A 24,227-nucleotide genomic window follows, 5' to 3' on the forward strand; every position below is an offset into this window, starting at 1 on the left:
GTGCCCTTCCTCGCTCGCACCCACCCACGCCTTTCCGGCGCAACGGCCCTTGGCCTGATCGCGGGACTCCTGGTTCCCGCGGATTCAGTCATCGGCAAAATCCTCATCGGCTGGAATGTCGGAGTCTGGACGTACCTGGCACTGATGGTCTGGCTGACCGTGCGCGCCAAGGCGCCCGACGTCAGGCGCATCGCCGAGATCGAAGACGAAAATGCCGGGCTGGTCCTGCTGGTGGTCTGCATCGCGGCGCTGGCCAGCCTGGCGACCATCACCTTCGAGCTGGCCGGCAGCCGCGACCTGCAAACCGCAGGCAAGCTGCTGCATTACGGTTTCACCGCGCTCACGGTGATCGGTTCATGGCTGCTGATCGGGGTGATCTTCAGCGTTCATTACGCGCGTTTGTATTACACCTGGGACGGTAAGGAGCCGGCCCTGCGGTTTGCCGAAGGGCTGACCACGCCCAATTACTGGGACTTCCTGTATTTCTCGTTCACCATCGGCGTGGCCGTCCAGACCTCGGACGTGGGCGTTGCCACCCGGCAGTTACGCAAGATCGTGCTGGCGCAGTCGTTGATCGGGTTTGTGTTCAACACGGCGATTCTCGGGTTCTCGATCAATATTGCGGCGGGGTTGTTTGGGTGATGAAGGGGGGGCCGCTTTGCGGCCCAGCGGGGCGGTGCGACGTTTCGCTAAATCCCCTCGCCACAGTAAATCCTCGCCACAGGAAACTGCAGGTTATGGCTGGGGCGTTGGCAGCCACAACCTGAAGCGTGCGCCGCCCAGCGGTGAGACGTCAGCCGTCAAGGTGCCCCCCTGGGCTTCCAGGGCGCGGCGACTGATGGCCAGGCCCAGGCCGAAACCGCCCGTGGCGCGGTCGCGGCTGCGGTCCAGGCGGTAGAACGGCTCGAACACCCGCTCGCGCTCGCCGTCGGGAATGCCGATGCCGTCGTCGTCGACCCAGATCTCGCAGCCCTCGTCGCCCACTCGCACACCGACCTGGATCCGCTTCTCGCAATAACGCATGGCATTGCGCAACAGGTTCTGCAGTGCCCGGGCCGTCAGCCGCGGGTCCAGCACAAAACGCTCCAACGTCCCATGCAAGAGCACGTCGATCACCACGTCCGGCGCAGCCAGGTCCTCGTCGACGCTGCCCAGGATGCTGTCGATGAACTCGTCCAGCGGCACTTCGACCTGCTCCGGCAGGCGCTCGGGATTCTGCAACCGACTGTAGGAGAGCAATTCCAGTACCAGCTCGTCCAGTTCACGAATGTGCGCCACCAACCCTTGCAGGCGCTCGCGGCTGGCCGGTGGCAAGTCATCGGACAGCGCCAGGGCCAGACCGAAGTCGAGCCGGGTCAAGGGGTACGCAATTCATGGGAGACCGCATTGAGCAAGTCCCGCTGCTGGTTGAGCAGGTTCTCGATGTCACTGGCCATGGTGTCGAACACATGGGCCAGGCTACCGATGTTCGAGCTGGAGGCGATGTGCGTGCGCTCGCTCAAATGGCCCTTGCCGAAGCGTTCGGCGGTGCTCCTGAGGCGCTCCAGGTCGCGCCAGTGCGGCCGCAGCCACAGCAACAGGCACGCCAGCATCGTCGCGCCGATCAACACGTTGATGCTCCAGTACAACCAATTGACGTCGGTCGGGTCAGGAGGAACGATCATCTTGACCACCGTGCGCTCGTCCAGAGGCGCCACCGCCAGGGTGCGCCAGGCCCAGTCACCCAGGCGCACCACGTTCTCGCCACGCTTGAGACGCGCCTGCTCATCCGCGCTGAAATCCGCGTCATCAATGGCAGCCAACTCGATGCGCAGCGGTTCGAATTCCTTGTCCATCTGCGCCGCCAGCGCCGGCCATTGCTCACTCGGCACGGCATGGAACTGCTTGCTCATCAGGGTTTGCAGGCCACGGGAGTAGTCGAGGTTGTAGCTCATGAACCGCTCATGGAACAGGCGGATCACCAGTTCCGGCATCAGGTAGATCGCTGCGCTGTAGGACACGATGGTGACCAGGTAAAGGCGGATCAACAGCTTCCACATCGACTCAGCACTCCCACTCGGAGCGGCTGAACAGATACCCCTTGCCCCACACTGTCTTGATCTTGCGCGCTTCGCCGGCGTTGTCGTCGAACTTGCGCCGCAGCTTGGAAATCGCCACGTCCACCGAGCGGTCGGTGCCGTTGAATTCGATGCCGCGCAAGCGTTGCAAGATCTGGTCGCGGCTCAACACTTCGCCGGAATGACGGGCCAGCACCACCAGCAGGTTGTACTCGCCACTGGACAACTCCACCGCTTGCCCGCGCCAGGTCACGGTACGTTCGGATAAATCGATGCAGAGGTTGCCCATGAGGATGCGGTCGTTGGCCGTCTGCGGCTCGCTGAGGCTGCTGCGCCGCAGCAAGGTGCGCACCCGCGCCAGCAACACCCGCGGCTCGCACGGCTTGGTGACGTAGTCGTCGGCGCCCATCTCCAGGCCCAGCACCTGGTCGTGACTGTCGTCCCGGGCGGTCAGCATCAGGATCGGCAGGGTCGCCGAATCGGCCCGCAGCAAACGGCAGACCTGCAAGCCGTCCAGCCCCGGCAGCATCAGGTCGAGGATCACCAGGTCCGGCGGATCGACCCGCGCCCGTTCGCGCACATGATCGCCCCGGCTGAGCACGCTGACCTGATAGCCGTTGCGTTCCAGGTAACTGGCGATCAGTTCGCTGAGGGCGGTGTCGTCTTCCACCAGGAGGATGTTGGGCATGGGGGATTCCAGAAAGTGCTGTGGCGCCTGGCACACCGCTATCGCGAGCAGGCTCGCTCCCACAGGGTTTGCGTGAACCTTGTGGGAGCGAGCCTGCTCGCGATGAGGCCCTGCCAGGCGCAGAAAATCTCAAGCAGCCAAGGATATACGTCCTCACCCGCTCGCGAGCAAACCCCTTACACAATTTCACACACCCCCTACAAACCTTTACCGCTGTCCCCCACCGCTCTCCGTAGCATGGCGATGTTCATCATTGGGGAAGCACCATGCCAAAGAACTCTTTCGCCACCCTGGGCCTGTTGCTCGGGGTACTGTCGTTGAGCGCCTGCGACAAGGCCTCGCCACCCACGGACGAGGCACCGCGCCCCACCGTTGCCATCGAAACCGTCGAAGCCCGGCCGCTGTCCATCAGCAGCGAATTGAGCGGGCGTATCGCCGCGCCGCGCATCGCCGAAGTCCGCGCACGGGTGCCCGGTGTGGTGTTGCAACGGGTCTACCGCGAAGGCAGCGATGTGAAAAAGGGCGACGTGCTGTTCCGCATCGACCCAGCGCCGTTCAAGGCCGACCTGGACAGCGCCGAGGCGGCGTTGCGCAAGGCCGAGGCCAACGCGTTCCAGGCGCGCTTGCAGGAGCAGCGCTACGCCCGGTTGATCGAGGACAACGCCATCAGCGCCCAGGACTACGACAACGCCCGCGCCGCCGCACGCCAGACCGCCGCCGATGTCGCCGCCAACAAGGCCGCCGTCGAGCGGGCCCGGTTGAACCTGGGTTATGCCACGGTCACCGCGCCGATTGCCGGACGCATCGGCCGGGCACTGGTGACCGAGGGCGCGCTGGTGGGGCAGAACGAAACCACGCCGCTGGCCCTCATCCAGCAATTGAACCCGATCCACGCCGACCTCACCCAATCGACCCGCGAACTCAACGAGCTGCGCCGGGCCTTGCGTGCCGGTCAGTTGCAGCAGGTCGGCCAGGACCAGGCCAAGGCCACGCTGATCCAGGACGACGGCAGCCTCTACCCGCTACCGGGCAAGCTGTTGTTCACCGACATCAGCGTCGACCCGGGCACCGGCCAGATCACCCTGCGCAGCGAGTTCCCCAACCCCGATCTCGACCTGCTGCCCGGCAGCTTCGTGCGCGTGCGCCTGGAGCAGGCCGTCGACCGCCAGGGCATCAGCGTGCCGCAACGGGCCATCCAGCGTGACAGTGCCGGCGTCGCCCAGGTGTTGCTGGTCGACGCCGAGCAGCAAGTCAGCCTGCAACCGGTGGAACTGGGCGGCGTACAGGACAACCGCTGGATCGTCACCCACGGCCTGAAGCCGGGCGACCGCATCGTCGTCGAAGGCCTGCAACATGCCCGCCCCGGTGAAAAAGTCCAGATCGACAACTCCCCTCTTCCACTCGCCCAGGCACCTGGTCAGTAAGCAGGACGTTTCCCATGCCGCAGTTCTTTATCGACCGTCCGGTGTTTGCCTGGGTGGTCGCGTTGTTCATCCTGCTGGCCGGTGTGCTGGCGATCCCGCAATTGCCGGTGGCCCAGTACCCGGACGTCGCGCCACCACAAATCGAGATCTACGCGGTGTACCCCGGTGCCTCGGCGCAAACCGTGGACCAGAGTGTCGTCAGCCTGATCGAGGAAGAGCTCAATGGCGCCGACAACCTGCTGTACTTCGGTTCCCAGAGCAGCCTGGGCAGCGCCACTATCACCGCGACGTTCAAGCCCGGCACCAACCCGGAACTGGCCCAGGTCGACGTGCAGAACCGCCTCAAGGCGGTGGAGTCGCGCCTGCCCCAGGCGGTCACCCAGCAAGGCTTGCAGGTGGACAAGGTCTCGGCCGGTTTCCTGCTGCTGATCACCCTCACGTCCAATGACGGCAAGCTCGACGACGTCGCCCTCAGCGACTACCTGGCGCGCAACGTGATGAACGAGATCAAGCGCCTGGACGGCGTCGGCAAGGCGCAGTTGTACGGCGCCGAACGGGCGATGCGGATCTGGATCGACCCACAGAAACTGCTCGGCTTCAACCTGACTCCGGCCGACGTCAACGCCGCCGTCCTGGCGCAGAATGCCCAGGTTTCAGCGGGCAGCATTGGCGACTTGCCGAGCCGCGGCACCCAGGAAATCACCGCGACCATCCTGGTCAAGGGCCAGTTGTCGACGCCGGAAGAATTCGCCGACATCGTGCTCAAGGCCAACCCCGACGGTTCCACCGTGCGCATCGGCGATGTGGCGCGGGTGGAAGTCGGCAGCCAGGAGTATCAGTTTTCCACCCGCCTCAACGGCAAGCCCTCCACGGCCGTCGGCGTGCAGCTGTCGCCGGGGGCCAATGCCCTGAGCACGGCGACCCTGGTGCGGGCGAAAATGGACGAACTGGCGCGCTACTTCCCGGCCGGCGTGGAATACAAGATTCCCTACGACACCTCGCCATTCGTCAAGGTCTCCATCACCAAAGTGATCTACACCCTGGGCGAGGCCATGCTGCTGGTGTTCGCCGTGATGTTCCTGTTCCTGCAGAACATCCGCTACACCCTGATCCCGACCCTGGTGGTGCCGGTGGCGCTGATGGGCACGTTCGCCATCATGCTGGCGCTGGACTTCTCCATCAACGTGCTGACCATGTTCGGCATGGTGTTGGCCATCGGCATCCTGGTGGACGACGCCATCGTCGTGGTGGAGAACGTCGAACGGATCATGGCCAGCGAAGGGCTGTCGCCCAAAGATGCGACGCGCAAGGCGATGCGCCAGATCACCGGGGCCATCATCGGCATCACCCTGGTATTGGTGGCGGTGTTCATTCCAATGGCGTTCATGCCGGGTTCAGTGGGGGTCATCTATCGACAGTTCTCGCTGTCCATGGCCACGTCGATCCTGTTCTCGGCGTTCCTGGCCCTGAGCCTGACGCCCGCCTTGTGCGCCACCCTGCTCAAGCCCATCAGCCAGGACGAGCATCACGCCAAGGGCGGCTTCTTTGGCTGGTTCAATCGCCGCTTCGATCAACTGGGTGAGCGCTATCAAGGCTGGGTCGCCTATGCCCTCAAGCGTACCGGACGCTACCTGGTGATCTACGGTTTGCTGCTGGTGGGCATGGGTCTGCTGTTCAGTCGCCTGCCCTCCTCGTTCCTGCCGGTGGAAGACCAGGGCTACACCATCACCGACATCCAATTGCCGCCCGGCGCGAGCAAGAACCGCACGGTGCAAGTGGTCGAGCAGATCGAAGCCCATAACGCCGGCGAGCCGGGTGTCGGTGACAGCACGGTGATCCTGGGCTTCAGTTTCTCCGGTAGCGGGCAGAACGCGGCGCTGGCGTTCACCACCCTCAAGGACTGGTCACACCGTGGCAGCGACGACTCGGCCAGCGCCATAGCCGAGCGAGCCAACCAGGCCTTCGGCGGGATCAAGGACGCCATGGCCTTCGCCGTGCTGCCACCACCGGTGGATGGCCTGGGGACGTCCAGCGGCTTCGAGTTCCGCCTGCAGGATCGCGGCGGTCTCGGCCACGCGACGCTGATGCAGGCCCGCGACGCATTGCTCGCCGCCGCCGAAAAAAGCCCGGTGCTGATCAACGTGCGCGAAAGCGCCCTGGCCGAAGCGCCGCAAGTACAGCTGGAAGTCGACCGCAAGCAGGCCAATGCCCTGGGAGTATCTTTCGCCGATGTTGGCAATGTGCTGGCGACCGCTGTGGGTTCGAGCTACATCAATGACTTCCCCAACCAGGGGCGCATGCAGCGGGTGGTGGTCCAGGCCGAAGGCGACCAGCGCAGCCAGGTGGCCGATCTGCTGAAGATCCATGTGCGCAACGATGCCGGGAAAATGGTGCCGTTGTCGGCCTTCGTCCAGGCCAAGTGGACTCAGGGCCCGACGCAACTGACCCGCTACAACGGCTACCCGGCCATCAGCATTTCCGGCGAACCGGCACCGGGCTACAGCACCGGCCAGGCCATGGCGGAGATCGAACGGCTGGTGGCCCAGGGGCCGGCAGGCCTGGGCCAGGAATGGACCGGTCTGTCGTTGCAGGAACGCCTGTCCGGCACCCAGGCGCCAATCCTGCTGGGCCTTTCATTGCTGGTGGTGTTCCTGTGCCTGGCGGCGCTGTACGAGAGCTGGTCGATTCCCGCCTCGGTGCTGCTGGTAGTACCGCTGGGGGTACTCGGCGCGGTGCTGGCGGTGTCGTTGCGCGGTATGCCCAACGACGTGTTCTTCAAAGTCGGCCTGGTGACCATCATCGGCCTGTCGGCGAAGAACGCGATCCTGATCATCGAGTTCGCCAAGAGCCTGTACGACGAAGGCCACGACCTGGTCGACGCCACCCTCCAGGCCGCACGCCTGCGCCTGCGGCCGATCATCATGACCTCCCTGGCGTTCATCCTTGGTGTGGTGCCCCTGGCAATCGCCACCGGGGCCAGTTCGGCGAGCCAGCAGGCCATCGGGACCGGGGTGATTGGCGGGATGATCAGCGCGACGTTGGCGGTGGTGTTTGTGCCGGTGTTTTTCGTGGGGGTGATGAGGCTGGTGCGTGGCCGCCGGAAGGATCTCAACTGAATGGCGTCCAGATGATTAACTCCAAAAGAGTCACAGGAATGTCGGTGCGTAAACTGTCAGGTCTTACAGTTTACAAGTTCGTCAGGGCGGCATTACATAGGTTGATCTCGCCTGTTTTCCATTGGTGAGACATCACTTGTCATGACAGTGGAGACTATATCAATGAACGCACTTGCGAGCACGAATACGCAACCTCAGTTACTGGGAATGTGCCAAGGAGTTATCAATGGAACAGAACCCTTTAGCGCCAGTCTGGTAGAGCTTTCGGAGGCCGACTATCCCGACTATCCTCCACCTCACGAAAGGGCTCATGTCATGCTGGCCACACAGATTGCCCCTGGGCCGGACTACACGTACAAAGAGTTACTGATGTCCTTCACCAAGGACTTTCAGAATGGCCGGTATAAACTGGGTGAGACTCCCTACCCTGTAGGTATGAGCTTCATTGATCGGTCAACACCGGCTACACCGGTGGTCTATACCCCCATCCAAGGCGTCGTCGGGCTTGAGTACGATCCAGAAAAATCAACGCTCTCAGGTGAGCTCAGTGCAGAACTCGAGAATCGGGATGAAGACACCGTCAAGACACTGAACCTGCGGGTCATATTTCATGCCTATCCTCCCGTAAGGACTCCCAGGAACTTGCGTCATCCCAAATCGCGCGCAAGGAATTGCTAATGCTTAGCGCGATATCACGCAAGTCGTAAATAAAAAAGGAGGCCAAGGCCTCCTTTTTGACTTACGTTGATATTAAAACGCGTATCGCAACCCCAGTGTCAAGCCTCCCGGTTGTCGGAAGTTCTTGCCATCGTTGTATTCGTAATCCGCATGCACCTGCAACTTGTCTGTCATCGCGGCGGCAATACCGGTCCCGAAACCCGCTCGAGAGCCGGAAAGGTCGTTTTTAAATACATTGTCATTGACCTGCACTTCATTGTTTTTTGCGAACTCATAACCGCCTGAAACACGGACATAAGGCTGCAACTCAACGTCGTTTTCCAGTTTGAAGTTGCGTCCTGCGGTCAACCCGACCTCGCCCAACAATGATCGAGCGCGGTCCCCTTCGGCACGCAGATCATTATCCAGGGAATAGCTCTTGCCCTGGATGACCACCGCCGACCACTTGGTGAACGGCTCGATGAAATACCCATCGTCGAGCTTGATGTGCCGGCCGAACTCGACCGATCCACCCACGCCGCTGTTGTCATAGTCACCTTTGGCTCGGGTTCCATCGCTCAGACGGGCTTTGGCTTCGTTGCGAAACCGGTTCACTTTCAGCACGGCATCCGCGTAGTACCCGCTGCTCGCATCGAGCCAGGTGGCATATGTGCCCAGGTAGAAGCTGTCGACGTTACCCGAGCTGCCGCCCTGCAAATTGAGATCGGAGGTGCTATGGCCTCCCATGATCCCCACCAGCCATTGGCCATCCCCCGCCGGCAACGCAGCGTCAGCGCCGAGAGTGAATCCACGTTGGGACTGCCGATAACCGACACCGGAACCATCGGCGATGTCGAACTTGTTGCCATAGGTACGTCCCCATGCCCCGGACTGGCCAGGATTGAAACGCAACTCACCCATGCGAGAGCGCAATGACGTCAACTCACCGTACCAGGTAGGCAGTGGCGTATTGAACAATGCCAACACCGAGCGCGTCCCTGGGCTGATGACACGCGTTTCCGGGTCCAGGATCCAGTCATTGCCGCTCTTGGCCAGCCCATAGGAATAAGCGCCCTGATCCACAACGTCATTGAACAATGTGAATGTTGCGTTCCCCCCGGCGGTGGTCACGACGGTGATCGGCCGACCGGCCGCGGGTTCGGTACCGCTGCTGGCAATCAGCAATTCATGAGTGCCGCTGGCGGTTCCGGTCACGTTAAGCACATCCGTCCGGCCCGTGGCGAAGTCGGTGCCCATGATGAACCTGCCCTGGCCCGACAGGTTCGTCACGTTCAATTGGTAGAACGCATTGTCAGCCCCAAAACTGACCGAACCGCCATTGAGTGCAAGGTCACCGACCTGGCTGTCACCCACCAGTACCCACTGAGAGGTGTCGTTGATGGTCGCACTGGCAACATTCTCCAACTGCCCGGTCAGCACGGAGTTGTTTTGCAGGGTCAATGCCGTGCTGCTGCCGGCCTCGGTGACAATATTGCCATTCAGTACACTGCCATTGACCGTCATCGTAGAGGTGGCGCCGCCCTTGACCTCAAGCAACGTACCGTTGCCGGCCAGCAGGTTGGAGTTGGTCAGGGTCAAATCAGCCGTGGAACTGCCCTGATTAGCGAAATCCACCACGATGGCAGAACCGGTCTTACCCTGGACCGTCGTGTTTTCCAGGTTCAGGGTGGCCGGAGCAATGCCGGTGATATCCAGTTCGACAAGCACGCCGTTCTGCCCACCGACGATCGTACTGCCCCTGGCAACGGCGCTGGCACTCTGTAGCCGCAGGCCAGAACTGGTGGCCGACGTCCCTTCGAGGATGGAATCGGTGACATCGATAAGGCTATGGGAGGAAGCAAAGGCACCGGAATTAACCCCGGAAATGGTGCTATTTCCCGTTATGTGGACTGTGGAGCCGTCCTGGGTATTGTTGACCCGTACCGCTGAGATCCCATTGAGTCCGCCACTGATATGGGTGTTGTCGACATTGGCCTTGCTGGAGACCAGCTCGAGTCCCGCTCGCCCACTGCCCGCCACGTTGGCGCCACTGAGATTGACTGTAGAATTCCCGCTCGCCGATATCGACTGGGTGCTGCTGCCGGCATTGACATTGACCGTTGACGCATTGGCGCTGATGTTCAACGTCTGGGCATTGTTCACGTTCAACGTTGCGCCTTGGCTTAGTGCCCAACTTTCAACAGGATCGCCACTAAGGACATCCTCGACCCCGCCCACAACGGGTGCCGCTTCAGTAAAGGAAGAAAGTAACAAGACGGGCAGGCACAACACCGTCTTTGTGAAAGGGGGGGCGAAAACAGCAAGGATTTGAAGTGCATACTGAATACCTGCATCGAAAGTACGGATCGAATTTCGGAAGCAAGCCGTGAAATTCAACGACCTACTTTTTGAGGTCCGCAAGGCTATCGAGTAATGGCGCGCCATTATGTAGGACTTTTCCCAATGCGCGGCCAGATAAATCCTTTAACAACCCCAACGACTCGGAATGCGAACCATGTGGGCATGACAATGAAACCTCTCATATCCACACGGTTCAATAACCCGTATCACGGGATCGGGTTGGCGATCTCACAATACTCACCGTTGTTATCCAGCAAGAACACCCTATGAATAGCTGCATCCGAATCCGGCACTATACCAGTGATGGTATAGGTCAACTTCCCATAACCACCTGAAACCGGCTTGAAATTATCAAAGTAATCACCTATTTCCAACTCTATTCCATTTACGGGTACTGGCCCTACAACAGTATGGGTCACGGTCACTTCTGTACCCTGAATGGGAACCGTCGCAAACTCATCAGTGTACCCGCCCCATTTCAACACCACGTCCTTACCATCGACAAGCGATGAGCTGGGTGGAATGATAACTTTCAGATTTCTACGAGACGTCCCATCGCCCGGCGGCACGAAGTTCAATGTAGGACAGGAGATATTGTTCCTTACAAGCCCTTGCACCAATGGCTTAGGTAAGTCGATCTTTGTAATATCGACATTCACGTCTTGGAATCGTGAGGAAACTGGATTATTACCTCCGATAATTGACAGGACCCACTTCACCTTCACGATGCCATTGGGCTTTTGTGCAATGATATCCCAAGGTACTGTCGCCGCGAGAATTTCCGTGCCTTCCTCCCCAGCCGCCAGATAATAAGGTGGTGAAAGCTCGTTATCATCATACCAGACGGTTACGAGCTGCCCCGCCTCCGTTGCGGGAGAGTCATAGAGCTGAACAAAAACTTTTGCATCCTCACCATAATCGTTATCGTCAAGGATATTATCCACACCTTGAGATGAGACCAGACGAGGATATTCGAAGTCTGGGTTAACCGGCTTTGGTTTGTCAGGGTTTTCCGGCCCAGGATAGGAAATATCGACATCAATAGTTGTTTCCTGCCTCACTACGACGTTGCCCGACCCGCGTAACATGACATAACTGACCCTTGTTGGAACAGATCCATCAGTCACACCATAAGCCGTCTCGATATCCGCGAAGTTTACGTTAAAGACAAGCAGCGTCTCCGTTCCTACCGTCTGCGGAGGCAAATCAATGTCCTTCCAGGTCGCAACGATCCGGTCATTGGGAGAGCTGGGCACAGGCACCTCGATCTCTATCGTGACCCCTTGATCACAATCGGCCAGATCGATCAAGGTATCGCCATCGGTCCCGTCTGCCAACGGTACGACGGGCGGCTTACCCACGGGAGGGGCCAAACGACGGACGTTCCGCTGATTCTGCCTGGATACGCGGCTGACATTGCCTGGCAGATCTGTCACTCGAAAAGTCAGGGTATTCAAGCCTTCGTTGGAGTTCTCGAAAATATCGATCGGAAGCACGATCTTGCCGTCACTGGGCACCAATACATTGCTCAGAATAGGGGTGGCATAAGCGGGATCGGCGGGATCGCCCCAATAGATATCAACCCTGTCGGTGGCTTCAGCGTTACTGGACGCTAAAGTCAATGTAATCTCGATGCCGCCTGGGTGGTTGCCGATATATTCGTCATCAATATCCTGGCTAGGGGGCAAATCAGCGGGAAATGCCGCCGCTGGAGGCGAAAGATCCGTCGCAGGTGTTTTGGTCTGATAGGGCCTGGTCTTGTCAACATGAAACTCGGCGACCCCCTCTTCAGTCGGGTTAGCACCATCAGCAACGACTATATATACCAGTTCATATTGGGTGGGCGTTTCTGGTGTCGCAAGTTCCACAAGTTTGCCGAGTGGAACTTTCATGGGCAGCGGCCAGTCACGATCGGCAATCGGCCCTAACGGCTTGTCATACTCAAGGTAATCCATCGTAGGATCACCTTTGAGCCGTAAGAAAACATCCAATGTATCCCCCTCATACTCCATCAAGGGCTTTGGAATTGTGAAATCCAGATCGGCATCCAGCGCAGCGCGTGGAATTCGCAAGTCGCCGCCTGGCAAATTCTGCGCGGGGATGTCAGGTGGATCGGTTTGCAGCACACCATCATTCTGCAGCGAAACCTGCCTGCTTGAACCGAGACTTCCAACTTTAATATTCATAGAAACAAACTCCCTTTTTATGCACGATGGCGCCTCGTCGACAATGCGACGCACATGAATTACATACACTTACAACAAATTATGATGGCTCAAGGCCCGCAAGGACGTGATTCGCCCGGAATGATTCGATCAATTTTTACCAATCGTTTGACCGAGCCACCGATTTTTTTCCTGCCGCGATACAGGTTGTAGTTCGCCAAGGCCGATGCATTACTCTGCATGGGTTCAAGATGGGGGCGAAAAGGCTCTATCGTGACTGAGAAGCCATTTCTTATTTCCTGATCAGTCAACAACGGTTTTTCGATGTTTTTATAGGTGGAAGCAATTGGCGGACCACTACCGTTCAGGCTCTGATAGCCAATCCATTCCACGCTGCAAACATCACCTATTCGGCAAAAACCAGGAAGTGGCGGAACTTTAACTTCCACGCCCTCCCAGATTGGAGGTTTGGTTTCACAATTGAGGTAGCCGTGTAGATTCTTTGCGGGAAAATCAACGCCCTCAAGATCCAGGGGAATGGGTGTGTGATCGATGGTCAGAGGTCGAGGGTCTGAAGGATGTGGATTCCCGGCATAGTTATAAGTCGTATATGAAACCTGCACCACACCATCGTTCACAAGGTAATTCGGAGCAATGAAAATGAAAAACTCCGTCTCGGTAATCGGCCCAGGATGAGAAGTATCCGACACGAACTCTTCCACCCCGCCACGCTTCATTTCGACAACAAGTCTGTCAACTTGGCCAGGACCTGCGGGAAAAGGCCAGATCGGCACCCTGACCTCAATGCCGCTCTGCAGTAATTCAAACGGAATATGACCCTCCGGATCGTTTTCATCGACCCCGACCACTGTCGGCGGATCATAGGCCTGGATTTCCAAAGGCGGCATGATTGCTCTCCCTTGCACTCATTTTTGAGTACGTCGTCAGAGCAAATTAGGCATCCAATTGCTTTTATGAACCACTGTCAGGTTTGACAGTTAATATGACCGCTCGTCGGTTTATATAGGTCCGACCAAACAAGTTTCCTCAGAAATAATCGGACTGATCATGCCCGCCGTTCCTGCAGCAAACCCGCCGCACACAACGCAATCCGCCGGCACGCCTGCGCCAGCTTCACCCGGTCGACCACCAACCCAATCCGAATATGCCCCGCCGCACTCGGTCCAAACGCCTCGCCGGCCAGCACCGACACGCCATACCCATCCAACAGCCGCTCGGCAAACGCCTGGGCAGCGAGCCCCGTCTGGCGTACGTCCACCATCACGAACATGCCACCATCGGGCCGAATGGGCGTCAGCCCTGGGCAGTCATCCAGCATGGCGCACACCAGGTCCCGACGCTGGCGATACTCGTCTTGCATGGACACCACTTCAGGCAGTTGCTCCTCCAGCGCAACCAGGGCCGCCCGCTGCACGAATTCCGGCAGGCCGAACAGCATGCACAACGAAAGATTCGCCAGGTGTGAGGCCAGGGGTTCGGGGCCGATGACCCAGCCGATGCGCCAACCGGTCATGGCGTGGGATTTGGACAGGCTGTTGATGGTCGCGGTGCGTTCGGCCATGCCCGGCAGGCTGGCCGGGCTGATGTGCTCACCTTCGTACAACAGGTCGCTGTAGACCTCGTCACTGATCAGCCACAGGTCATGCTCGATGCACAGTTGCGCCAGCGCCTGCCAGGTGGGCAAGCGCAGGCTGGCCCCGGAGGGATTGTTGGGGCTGTTGAGTAGCAGGGCTCGGGTCCGAGGGGTGATCAGGCGGGCAACATCGGCCGGTTCGACCCGGAATGCATTCTCCGGGCGTACCGCCACCGGTATCACTTTCGCGCCACAGGCACCGAACACCGCTTCGTAGGTAACGTACATGGGCTCGGCCACGATGACTTCGTCGCCGGGGTCGAGCAGGCATTGTGCGACCGCATACACCGCGCATTGCGCGCCCGGCAGCACCGTGACGTGCTCAGCCCCGACCGACTGGCCGCTTCGCCGACGATGACGACCCGCGATGCTGGCGCGCAGACCGTGGAGGCCGCGCACGTCGCAATAGTGAGTGTCCCCGGCTCGCAGGCTGTCCACGGCGGCGTCGACGATGGCCCGTGGCGTGTCGAAATCCGGATCGCCCACCGACAGCAACAACACGTCCCTGCCCTGCTCACGCATGGCCAGTGCCCGGTCGTGGATCTGCCACGCGGCGGCACCCTCGCCGGTGATGCGTTGGGTCAAGGCTGAATAGCGCATGTACGGCTCCTGGTTTATGCGGTGTCCAGCCTCAACCCTATCTCAAATCACAAACCGCGCCACCATCGCATTCAAGCCCACTGCCAGGCGCGACAGTTCGTGGGTCGCGTCGCTCGTCTGCTGCGCGCCCGAAGCCGATTGCGTCGCCAGGTCGCGGATGTTCACCAGGTTGCGGTCCACTTCACGGGACACCTGGGCCTGTTCTTCCGAAGCGCTGGCAATGACCAGGTTGCGTTCGTTGATCTGGTGGATCGACTGGGTGATCTGTTCCAGGGCGACGCCGGCGGCACGGGCCAGCTCCAGGGTGCTCTGGGTGCGCTGGTTGCTCTGCTGCATCGATTGCACCGCCTCGCCGGTGCCGTTCTGGATGCCGGCGACCATCCTTTCGATTTCCTGGGTCGACTGTGCGGTGCGATGGGCCAGGGCCCGGACTTCATCGGCCACCACGGCGAAACCGCGTCCGGCTTCCCCTGCGCGAGCCGCTTCGATGGCGGCGTTGAGTGCCAGCAGGTTGGTCTGTTCGGCGATGGCACGGATCACGTCCAGCACCTTGCCAATGTCGCGTCCCTGGACGGCCAGGCCCTCGACCATGGTGGCGGTGGCTTGCACGTCATGGGTCATGGTCTGGATCGCCTCGACGGTTTCCACCACCCGGCTGCGACCTTCCTGTGCGGCCTGGGTCGACTGGTTTGACGCTTCGGAGGTCGACACGGCGTTGCGGGCAACCTCTTCCACGGCGGCGGTCATCTCATTGACGGCGGTCGCCGCCTGTTCGATTTCATTGTGCTGGCGTTGCAGGCCACGGGAGAATTCCTGGGTCACCGCACTCAATTCCTCGGCCGCCGCGCCCAATTGGGTGGCGGAACCGGCAATCTGCTCGATGGTCTTGCGCAGGCTGCTTTGCATGTCGGCCAGGGCCTGGAGCAAACGAGCAGGTTCATCCTTGCCGTCGACTTCAATGGCCTGGACCAGGTTACCGCCGGCGATGACCCGTGCCGCCTCCAACGCGCGGTTGAGCGGCGTGACGATGCTGCGAGTCAGGAGCACAGCGAGCAATACGGTGGCTAATGCGGCAATGACCGAGACGGCGATGATTCCGGTGATGGCGCCGCTGTAGTGTTCACCCGCGCTGGCCGAGGCCTTGCTGGCATTGGCCACATTCAGCGTGATCAGCCCGTTGAGCTGCTCGCCCATGAGGTCAGTGCCTTCCTTGATCCGAGTATTGATGTGCGCACGTAGCTCATCAAGCTTGTCCTGTCGCGACAGCTCGAGCATTTGCTCCTGATCCTTCAGGTATTTCTCAAGGGTCACGGAAAAGGTCTTGTACAGCCCGGCCTCTTCGGCGCCGGCCGGGAGCGCCGCGTAAGCGGCGTTAGCCTTGTTCAGCTTTTCCACCAGAACACCGATACGGGTCTCGGCTTCCTTCAAGCTGGCCGGGTCCCGGTTGACCAATATGCGAAACGAGAGAATGCGCATGCGCAGCACGCTCTCCATCACATTGGACAGGTGGCCGAGACTGGGTACCTCATTCTGCTCCATGTCCAGCGAGGCCTGGCGAACGTCGGACATACGATCGGCGGCGAAAACACCGAGGATAATGACCAGCAAGGCAATGAAGGCAAAGCCGAGAAAGGCTCGGGGGGCGATATTCAGGCTGCGTAACGACATGGGTGGACCTCGGTGTGATGGGGTCGAGCGTCCATGCCGGTCAGCGTATCGATTGCAGGAGTTATGAGAACGCTTGCCCCGTTATCGGCTGGACGTGAGCCTTCATTTAGGGCACCCATGAAATATATTTCATAATGTGTCAAAAAATCGTGGCAAGGGCGCGTGCTCCCTGCGCCACGGTTAGCCGGTCACCGGGCGGCGACCCGCCAGAGCCGGGCGATGTCCCGGGCTCGTTCGCGCAGCAAACGTGGTGCGTCGACGCAAGCCTCTTGCAGCGTCATCGGCCCGCTGACCAATGCGAAGGCGGCATCGATGCCATGCTCGTACAGCGCCTGGTAACCCTCCCCCAGCGTGCCGGCAATGACCAGCACCGGCACGCCATGACGGCGTGCAACGCGAGCCACGCCAAAGGGTGTCTTGCCCCGCAAGGTCTGGGCGTCGAAGCGGCCTTCTCCGGTAATCACCAGGTCGGCGTCCTCGATGCCATCGGCCAGGCCAGTCAGTTGGGCGACGACGTCCACGCCGGCCCGAAACTGCGCATCCAGAAATGCCTTGGCCGCGAATCCCAGCCCACCGGCGGCGCCGCTGCCCGGTTCGTCCCTGACGTCGCGGCTCAACACCTGGGCGCAGTGTCCGGCGAAGTGCGCCAGGGCCTGGTCCAGTTGCTGCACCTGCTGCGCGGAGGCGCCTTTCTGGGGACCGAAAATCGCTGAAGCGCCATGGGGCCCGCACAGGGGATTGTCGACATCGGCGGCAATCTCGACATTCACCCCGTCCAGGCGCGGGTCCAGGCCACTCAGGTCGATACGCGACAGTTTTGCCAGGGCCAGGCCGCCGGGTGGCAGGGGTTGCCCGTGCTCATCCAACAACGCCACGCCCAGCGCTTGCATGGCACCCGCACCGGCATCGTTGGTGGCGCTGCCGCCAATCGCCAGGATCACCCGCCCAGCCCCTTCATCCAGGGCCGCACGAATCAACTCGCCGGTGCCATAGGTGCTGCTGGTACAGGCATCGCGCTGCCCCGGTGGCACCAACTGCAAGCCACTGGCCTCGGCCATTTCGATGATCGCCGTGCGACTGTCGGCCAACCAGCCCCAACGCGCCTCGACCGCAGCGCCCAAGGGGCCCCGGACGCGGGTATGACGCCATTCGCCGTTGCACGCGGCCAGCACCGACTCCACCGTCCCCTCGCCACCATCGGCCATCGGGCATTTGATCAACTGCGCATCCGGCCAGACCTCACCCAGCCCGACGGCGATGGCATCGGCTACGCCCTGGGCGCTGAGGCTGTCCTTGAACGAGTCGGGGGCGATGATTATTTTCATTTTGGTCTCCGGTTCCGATGCTCGACATGCTGCCAGCAGACCGCCGACGTCGCGCCGGTCTGCCGCACAAAAGACACGTGGGATTATTGTTCAGATTCACAAAAGCAGGTGCGTACACCGAAGATCCACTGTGGGAGCGAGCCTGCTCGCGATAGCGTCAGTTCAATCAACCTTGATGTGGACTGACACAGCGCTATCGCGAGCAGGCTCGCTCCCACAGGGTTATGTGGCGGGACTTTCGGTCTGTGGCAGCAGTTGGATGCCAAGGTACAACGCCAGCATCCCATCCAACCGCAGCGGGTCTACACCACTGAGCTCGGCGATGCGCTCCATACGGTAACGCAGGCTGTTGCGATGGATGCCGAGGGCTTCGGCGCAGGCCTGGCTCTGGCCGTCGTGTTCACACCAACTGCGCAAGGTCGCGAGCAGTTGGCCGTTGCTGTCCTTGGCGATGACTTTGCGCAACGGCGTGAGCAACTCGTCCAGGGCGTCATCGTTGCGATGGCGCCAGAGCATCACCGGCAGCCGATAGCGATTGAGCGTCAGCAACCTCGATTGCGGCAGCACATCACGCCCATAGGCCAGCAGGTCCCCTACCCGTCGGTAGCAACGCCGCAGACCCCCAGTCCCTCGGCCTGGCCGCCCACCGCGACCCGCAGGATATTCCAGCCCAACCCGTCGAGCTTGCCCAGCAAGCGCTCGTTCTCCACCGAGGCGGTGACCGGTCGGCACCAGAGCAAGGAGGACTTGGACGAGGTCAGGCACCAACTGTCGGGGTAGCGGGACATCAGCCAGGCGCTCAGCGCCTCGACGGTCTGCCCCGGCCCATGTTCCAGCCCCAACTCGAACAGATACGGCACCCGTGACAATTGCGGCTTGAGGCCCATCTGCCGCGCCTCATCCAGCAACCGCGGCGAATCCCCCGCGTCCCCAGCAACAACGCCAGCAAGTCATCGCAACGCTGGCGGCGCCACTGCTGTTCGGCCTGTTGGTTGCGCTGGCCCAGGAGCATTTCGGCGGTCATGCGCACCAGCTCGGCATAGGTGCGCAACGGCTCCGGCTCGCCGGTGATGCCCAGCACACCGATCAGCCGTTGATCGAGCATCAGCGGCAGGTTGATGCCCGGTTGCACGCCCTTGAGCCGCAGCGCCGTGTGCGCATCGATCTCCACCACCCGACCATTGGCCAGGACCAGTTGCGCGCCCTCATGACGGGTGTTGATCCGCTCGCGCTCGCCACTGCCCAGGATCAGGCCCTGGTTGTCCATGACATTGACGTTGTACGGCAGGATCGCCATCGCCCGGTCGACGATGTCCTGCGCCAGGTCGTGATCGAGTTCGAACATGGGCGGAGTTCCTTGCAAGGGGGATTGGTCAGGCGCACAGGGTCCGGGCGCAAACCCTGTGCCCAGGCACAAAGACACGGGGCCTTGGGCTGGCCGAGACTCAAGGGGCGGTCAACGTTACCCCTTGGCTCGCAAAAATCATAATAAAGAGAGACTCGCCATGTCCCAGAGCGCCACAGCCGTCCTGGCTACTCCAGACGAAAAAAACAGCGTCTACAAACGCATCACCCTGCGTTTGATCCCCTTTATCTTCATCTGCTACCTGTTCAACTACCTTGACCGGGTCAACGTCGGCTTCGCCAAGCTGCAGATGCTCGACGCGCTGAAGTTCAGCGAAACCGTGTACGGCCTCGGCGCCGGGATCTTCTTCATCGGCTACGTGCTGTGCGGTGTGCCGAGCAACCTGGCCCTGACCCGATTCGGCCCACGGCGCTGGATCGCGCTGATGATGATCACCTGGGGCACCTTGTCGACCTGCCTGCTGTTCGTCACCACTCCTACCGAGTTCTACACTTTGCGGCTGCTCACCGGCGCCGCCGAAGCCGGGTTCTTTCCCGGCGTGGTGCTGTACCTCTCGCAATGGTTCCCGACGTTCCGCCGCGGCCGGATCATGGCGTTGTTCATGTCGGCCATCCCGGTGTCCGGCCTGCTGGGCAGCCCGTTCTCCGGTTGGATCCTCAACCACTTCGCGGCGGGCCAGGGTGGCCTGGCGGGCTGGCAGTGGATGTTCCTGCTGCAGGGGATCCCCACCGTCATTCTCGGCGCCCTGGCGTTTTTCCTGCTCAGCGACACCTTCGCCAACGCCAAGTGGCTGACCGCGGAAGAACGCGCCGTGCTCACCGCCGACCACGCGCAAGACCTGGCGAACAAACCGAAGACCAGCAGCGACTCCCTGCTCGCCGTGTTCAGGAACCCGGCGATCTGGGCGTTCGGCCTGGTGTACTTCTGCATCCAGAGTGGCGTGTACGCGATCAACTTCTGGCTCCCGTCGATCATCAAGAACCTGGGCTTCAGCGATAACCTGACAATCGGTTGGCTGAGCGCGATTCCCTACCTGCTGGCTGCGCTGTTCATGCTGTTGGTGGGGCGCTCGGCGGACCTGCACAAGGAACGTCGCTGGCACCTGGTGGTGCCGATGCTGATGGGCGCGCTGGGGTTGCTGATCGCGGTCAACTTCGCCGGCACCCCGGTCATCGCCATACTGGGCCTGTCCATCGCCACCATGGGCGCCCTCACCGGCTTGCCAATGTTCTGGCCGGTGCCCACCGCCCTGCTCAGCGCGGGCGCGGCGGCCGGCGGCCTGGCGCTGATCAATTCCATGGGCCAGATGGCGGGCTTTCTCAGCCCATACCTGGTGGGCTGGGTGAAAGACGCCAGCGGGTCGACCGATGCGGCGCTGTACCTGCTGGCGGGGGTGATTGTCTGCGGGAGCGGGCTGGCATTGCGCATGACCCGTACTTTGAAAGCCTGACACCAGATCTGCGACAGCAAGGCTGTGACAGCAAGACTGTGGGAGCAAGACTGTGGGAGCAAGACTGTGGGAGCAAGACTGTGGGAGCATGGCTTGCCCGCGATGAAGGCGCCTCGGTTCCCAGGTGAATCGCGTTGACTTCATCGCGGGCAAGCCATGCTCCCACAGAGGCCCGCCCATATGGGTTCCTGGGTGTTTGATAAATGTGTTTGATCCGTGCGGTCGTTCTGGGGTTTGATTGAGCCTTTCCCATCGATAAAAAGGATCTTGTCATGAGCTACCGCACACTGGGTCACTCCGGGTTACACGTCTCGACATTGACCCTGGGCACCATGATGTTCGGCGAACAGACCAGCACCGAGGATTCGTTGCGGATCATCGACAAGGCCTGGGACCAGGGCATCAACTTCATCGACACGGCGGACGTCTACACCAACGGACGCTCCGAAGAAATCGTCGGCGAGGCGATTGCCAGTCGCCGCCAGGAATGGGTGCTCGCCACCAAGGTCGGCTTCGGCCCGGCGGACGGCGTGCCCAACCGCAGCGGCCTGAGCCGCAAGCACCTGTTCAATGGCATCGAGGCCAGCCTCACCCGCCTGGGCACCGATTACCTGGACATCTATTACCTGCACCGCGAAGACCACAACACACCGCTGCACGTCACCGTGTCGGCCATCGGCGACTTGATCCGCCAAGGCAAGATCCGCTATTGGGGCCTGTCGAACTACCGTGGCTGGCGCATCGCCGAAGTGATCCGCATCGCCGACAGCCTGGGCATCGACCGGCCGGTGATCAGCCAGCCGCTGTACAACATCGTCAACCGCCAGGCGGAAACCGAGCAAATCACCGCCGCCCAGAACTATGGCCTTGGCGTGGTGCCCTTCAGCCCTCTCGCCCGGGGGGTACTCAGCGGCAAATATGCGCCGGACGTGGCACCGGACGCCAACAGCCGCGCCGGCCGCCAGGACAAACGCATCCTGGAAACCGAATGGCGGATCGAGTCCCTGCGCATTGCCCAGCAGATCCAGCAGTACACCCGGGAACGGGGCGTGGGTATCGTCGAGTTCGCCATTGCCTGGGTGCTGAACAACCGCGCCGTCACCTCGGCCATCGTCGGGCCGCGCACCGAGGAACAGTGGGATGGCTACACCAAGGCGCAAGCCGTGACGATCACCGCCGAGGACGAAGCCTTCATCGATTCGCTGGTGACGCCGGGGCATGCGTCGACACCGGGCTTCAATGACGTGGGGCATTTCGTGCCGGGGCGCGTGCCGCGGACGTCATAAAACCACTGCGTACAGCGAACCTCATTGTGGTGTGCCGGGCTGTGGGAGCAAGGCTTGCCCGCGACGAAGACGCCTCGATTCCCAGGTGAATCGCGTTGACTTCATCGCGGGCAAGCCTTGCTCCCACAGTGTTGCGCTCATTGTTCTGGTGCTGTCTCATTTTCCAGAGAGTTATCGTGTCCAAAGGCATCGCCCTATCGGTTTCGGCCTCCACGCTGTTCGCCGTCATGTATTACTACACCTCGCTGCTCTCTCCATTGAGCGGCCTGGAAATCTTTGGCTGGCGCATGTTGCTGACGATGCCCTGCATGACCGTGTTCATGCTGATGGCAAAGGAGTGGACGCGGGTCACTGAACTGGTCCGGCGCCTGATCGCCACGCCGCGCCTGTTGCTCGGGGCGATGGCTTCTTCGGCGTTGATGGGGTTGCAACTGTGGCTGTTCATGTGGGCGCCGCTCAACGGCTACAGCCTGGATGTGTCGCTGGGGTATTTCCTGTTGCCGCTGTCGATGGTCCTGACCGGGCGCATGTTCTTTGGCGAACGCTTGTCCTACTTTCAGAAAATCGCCGTCTTCCTCGCCTCCCTCGGCGTGCTCAACGAGCTGATCCAGGTCGGCGGTTTTTCCTGGGCGACCCTGTTGGTGGTAGTGGGTTATCCGATCTATTTCATCTTGCGCAAACGCCTTAGGACCGACCACCTGGGCGGCCTCTGGCTGGACATGGCCCTGATCGTGCCGGTCGCCCTCTGGTTCGTCCAAAGCGGTGAACAGGGTTTCGCCGTTTTCGATCAACACCCATGGTTATCGCTGCTGATCCCCGTGCTCGGCGTGATCAGCACGTCAGCGCTGGTGACCTACATCGTCGCCAGCCGGTTGTTGCCGTTCAGCCTGTTCGGGTTATTGAGCTACGTCGAACCGGTGTTGCTGCTGGGGGTTGCGCTGCTGTTGGGAGAAAGCATCAAGGCCGCCGAGTGGCTGACCTACATCCCCATCTGGCTGGCGGTGGCGGTGTTGGTGTTTGAAGGCTTCAAGCATCTGACGCGGCAGCGGCGCCGGACTTGACCCATGTGGGAGCGAGCCTGCTCGCGATGACGGCCTGTCAGTCAATGCATCGGTGACTGACACACCGCCATCGTGAGCAGGCTCGCTCCCACAGGATTCGGGTATTACTCGGTCGTCAACACCCCACGCCGCACCTGGTCACGCTCGATGGACTCGAACAATGCCTTGAAGTTGCCTTCGCCAAACCCATCGTCGCCCTTGCGCTGGATGAATTCGAAGAACACCGGCCCCATCAGGGTTTCCGAGAAAATCTGCAGCAGCAGGCGCTTGTCGTCCGGGTTGGAAGAACCGTCCAGCAGGATGCCCCGCGATTGCAGTTCATCCACCGGCTCGCCGTGGTTCGGCAAACGCCCTTCGAGCATCTCGTAGTAGGTGTCCGGCGGAGCGGTCATGAAGCGCATGCCGATCTTCTTCAGCGCATCCCAGGTCTTGACCAGGTCGTCGGTGAGGAACGCCACGTGCTGGATGCCCTCGCCGTTGAACTGCATCAGGAACTCTTCGATCTGCCCTGCGCCTTTGGACGATTCCTCGTTCAACGGAATACGGATCATGCCGTCCGGAGCGGTCATGGCCTTGGACGTCAGACCGGTGTACTCGCCCTTGATGTCGAAGTAACGGATCTCGCGGAAGTTGAACAGTTTCTCGTAGAAGCCCGCCCAGTAGGCCATGCGGCCGCGATACACGTTGTGGGTCAGGTGGTCGATGATCTTCAGGCCCGCGCCCACCGGATGACGGTCGACACCGTCGAGGAACACGAAGTCGATGTCATAGATCGAGCTACCTTCGCCAAAACGGTCGATCAGGTACAGCGGCGCACCACCGATGCCCTTGATTGCCGGCAGGTTCAGTTCCATCGGACCGGTTTCGATATGGATCGGCTGGGCGCCGAGTTCCAGGGCACGCCGGTAGGCCAGCTGTGAGTCCTTGACCCGGAACGCCATGCCGCAGACCGACGGACCATGCTCGGCCGCAAAGTACGACGCCACGCTGTGGGGTTCGTTGTTGAGGATCAGATTGATCGCGCCCTGGCGATACAGGTGCACGTCCTTGGAACGGTGCGTGGCGACTTTGGTGAAGCCCATGATCTCGAAGATCGGCTCCAGGGTATTGGGTGTAGGCGATGCGAATTCGATGAATTCAAAGCCCATCAGGCCCATCGGGTTTTCGTATAGATCTGCCATGTCGGCGCCTCATCATGCTTATCAATTAACGGAACGTTAGTTGCTGGCCATGCTGAGGGTGCAAGGTGGCGCGCAGGAGATACCGCGAACGCTGCGGGCGAGGAAATCGCCATAGATCAGTTGTAACCCAAGTATCTTCATTGTCGACCCAAGGCTTTTGCGGGCGAG

The 24,227-nt window shown here is 60.8% G+C and carries 15 protein-coding genes and 2 pseudogenes; 7 read left to right on the forward strand and 10 right to left on the reverse strand.

Annotated features, from left to right (window positions below):
• Complete coding sequence (locus PCOSP_RS18135; RefSeq protein WP_464709212.1) at positions 1-642, forward strand: DUF1345 domain-containing protein; 642 nt, start codon at positions 1-3, stop codon at positions 640-642.
• Between the two features lie 93 nt (positions 643-735).
• On the opposite strand, the pseudogene PCOSP_RS18140 reads toward PCOSP_RS18135, so the two are convergent.
• Positions 736-2,039 (reverse strand): annotated as a pseudogene (locus tag PCOSP_RS18140) (ATP-binding protein).
• A 4-nt stretch (positions 2,040-2,043) separates the two neighbouring features.
• Positions 2,044-2,745, reverse strand: a complete 702-nt coding sequence (locus tag PCOSP_RS18145; RefSeq protein ID WP_024777367.1) for a response regulator — start codon at positions 2,743-2,745, stop codon at positions 2,044-2,046.
• A gap of 266 nt (positions 2,746-3,011) precedes the next feature.
• Here PCOSP_RS18145 and PCOSP_RS18150 point away from each other — a divergent pair, with 266 nt between their 5' ends.
• The 3 genes from PCOSP_RS18150 to PCOSP_RS18160 all read left to right on the forward strand — a co-directional run bounded on the left by PCOSP_RS18150 (position 3,012) and on the right by PCOSP_RS18160 (position 7,963).
• Positions 3,012-4,169 carry an efflux RND transporter periplasmic adaptor subunit gene (locus PCOSP_RS18150; protein WP_175362188.1) on the forward strand — a complete coding sequence of 386 codons (1,158 nt, stop codon included), beginning with the start codon at positions 3,012-3,014 and terminating at the stop codon, positions 4,167-4,169.
• A 14-nt stretch (positions 4,170-4,183) separates the two neighbouring features.
• On the forward strand, positions 4,184-7,285 hold the full coding sequence (locus PCOSP_RS18155; protein WP_464709213.1) for a multidrug efflux RND transporter permease subunit: 3,102 nt from the start codon (positions 4,184-4,186) through the stop codon (positions 7,283-7,285).
• A 162-nt stretch (positions 7,286-7,447) separates the two neighbouring features.
• On the forward strand, positions 7,448-7,963 hold the full coding sequence (locus tag PCOSP_RS18160) for a hypothetical protein (protein WP_464709214.1): 516 nt from the start codon (positions 7,448-7,450) through the stop codon (positions 7,961-7,963).
• A gap of 72 nt (positions 7,964-8,035) precedes the next feature.
• On the opposite strand, the gene PCOSP_RS18165 is transcribed toward PCOSP_RS18160, so the two are convergent.
• The 7 genes and pseudogenes from PCOSP_RS18165 to PCOSP_RS18195 form a co-directional block, all read right to left on the reverse strand.
• Positions 8,036-10,105 carry an autotransporter outer membrane beta-barrel domain-containing protein gene (locus PCOSP_RS18165; protein WP_464711964.1) on the reverse strand — a complete coding sequence of 690 codons (2,070 nt, stop codon included), beginning with the start codon at positions 10,103-10,105 and terminating at the stop codon, positions 8,036-8,038.
• A 404-nt stretch (positions 10,106-10,509) separates the two neighbouring features.
• The gene (locus PCOSP_RS18170; RefSeq protein ID WP_464709216.1) at positions 10,510-12,489 is read right to left on the reverse strand and encodes a hypothetical protein; all 1,980 of its coding nucleotides are present in this window, start codon (positions 12,487-12,489) and stop codon (positions 10,510-10,512) included.
• An 89-nt stretch (positions 12,490-12,578) separates the two neighbouring features.
• Positions 12,579-13,376: a hypothetical protein gene (locus PCOSP_RS18175; protein WP_464709217.1), complete on the reverse strand. Its 798-nt coding sequence runs from the start codon at positions 13,374-13,376 to the stop codon at positions 12,579-12,581.
• A 158-nt stretch (positions 13,377-13,534) separates the two neighbouring features.
• Positions 13,535-14,722, reverse strand: a complete 1,188-nt coding sequence (locus PCOSP_RS18180; protein WP_464709218.1) for a pyridoxal phosphate-dependent aminotransferase — start codon at positions 14,720-14,722, stop codon at positions 13,535-13,537.
• Between the two features lie 42 nt (positions 14,723-14,764).
• Positions 14,765-16,390, reverse strand: coding sequence for a methyl-accepting chemotaxis protein (locus tag PCOSP_RS18185; RefSeq protein ID WP_464709220.1), 1,626 nt, complete (start codon positions 16,388-16,390; stop codon positions 14,765-14,767).
• A 188-nt stretch (positions 16,391-16,578) separates the two neighbouring features.
• The gene (locus tag PCOSP_RS18190; protein ID WP_464709221.1) at positions 16,579-17,715 is read right to left on the reverse strand and encodes a glycerate kinase; all 1,137 of its coding nucleotides are present in this window, start codon (positions 17,713-17,715) and stop codon (positions 16,579-16,581) included.
• A gap of 222 nt (positions 17,716-17,937) precedes the next feature.
• A pseudogene (locus tag PCOSP_RS18195) lies at positions 17,938-19,060 on the reverse strand (sugar diacid recognition domain-containing protein).
• A 160-nt stretch (positions 19,061-19,220) separates the two neighbouring features.
• Between PCOSP_RS18195 and PCOSP_RS18200 the strand changes: the two are divergent.
• The 3 genes from PCOSP_RS18200 (at position 19,221) to rarD (ending at position 22,878) form a co-directional block, all read left to right on the forward strand.
• Positions 19,221-20,531, forward strand: a complete 1,311-nt coding sequence (locus tag PCOSP_RS18200; protein ID WP_422775899.1) for an MFS transporter — start codon at positions 19,221-19,223, stop codon at positions 20,529-20,531.
• A 272-nt stretch (positions 20,532-20,803) separates the two neighbouring features.
• Positions 20,804-21,817 carry an aldo/keto reductase gene (locus tag PCOSP_RS18205; protein ID WP_464709222.1) on the forward strand — a complete coding sequence of 338 codons (1,014 nt, stop codon included), beginning with the start codon at positions 20,804-20,806 and terminating at the stop codon, positions 21,815-21,817.
• Between the two features lie 176 nt (positions 21,818-21,993).
• Entirely contained in the window at positions 21,994-22,878 is an 885-nt protein-coding gene (rarD, locus tag PCOSP_RS18210) for an EamA family transporter RarD (RefSeq protein ID WP_139648661.1), read from the forward strand.
• Between the two features lie 104 nt (positions 22,879-22,982).
• Here rarD and hppD read toward each other — a convergent pair whose 3' ends face one another.
• Positions 22,983-24,059, reverse strand: a complete 1,077-nt coding sequence (gene hppD / locus PCOSP_RS18215) for a 4-hydroxyphenylpyruvate dioxygenase (protein ID WP_139648659.1) — start codon at positions 24,057-24,059, stop codon at positions 22,983-22,985.
• Between the last annotated feature and the right edge of the window lie 168 nt (positions 24,060-24,227).

The organism is Pseudomonas sp. MAFF 730105, assembly GCF_055380705.1.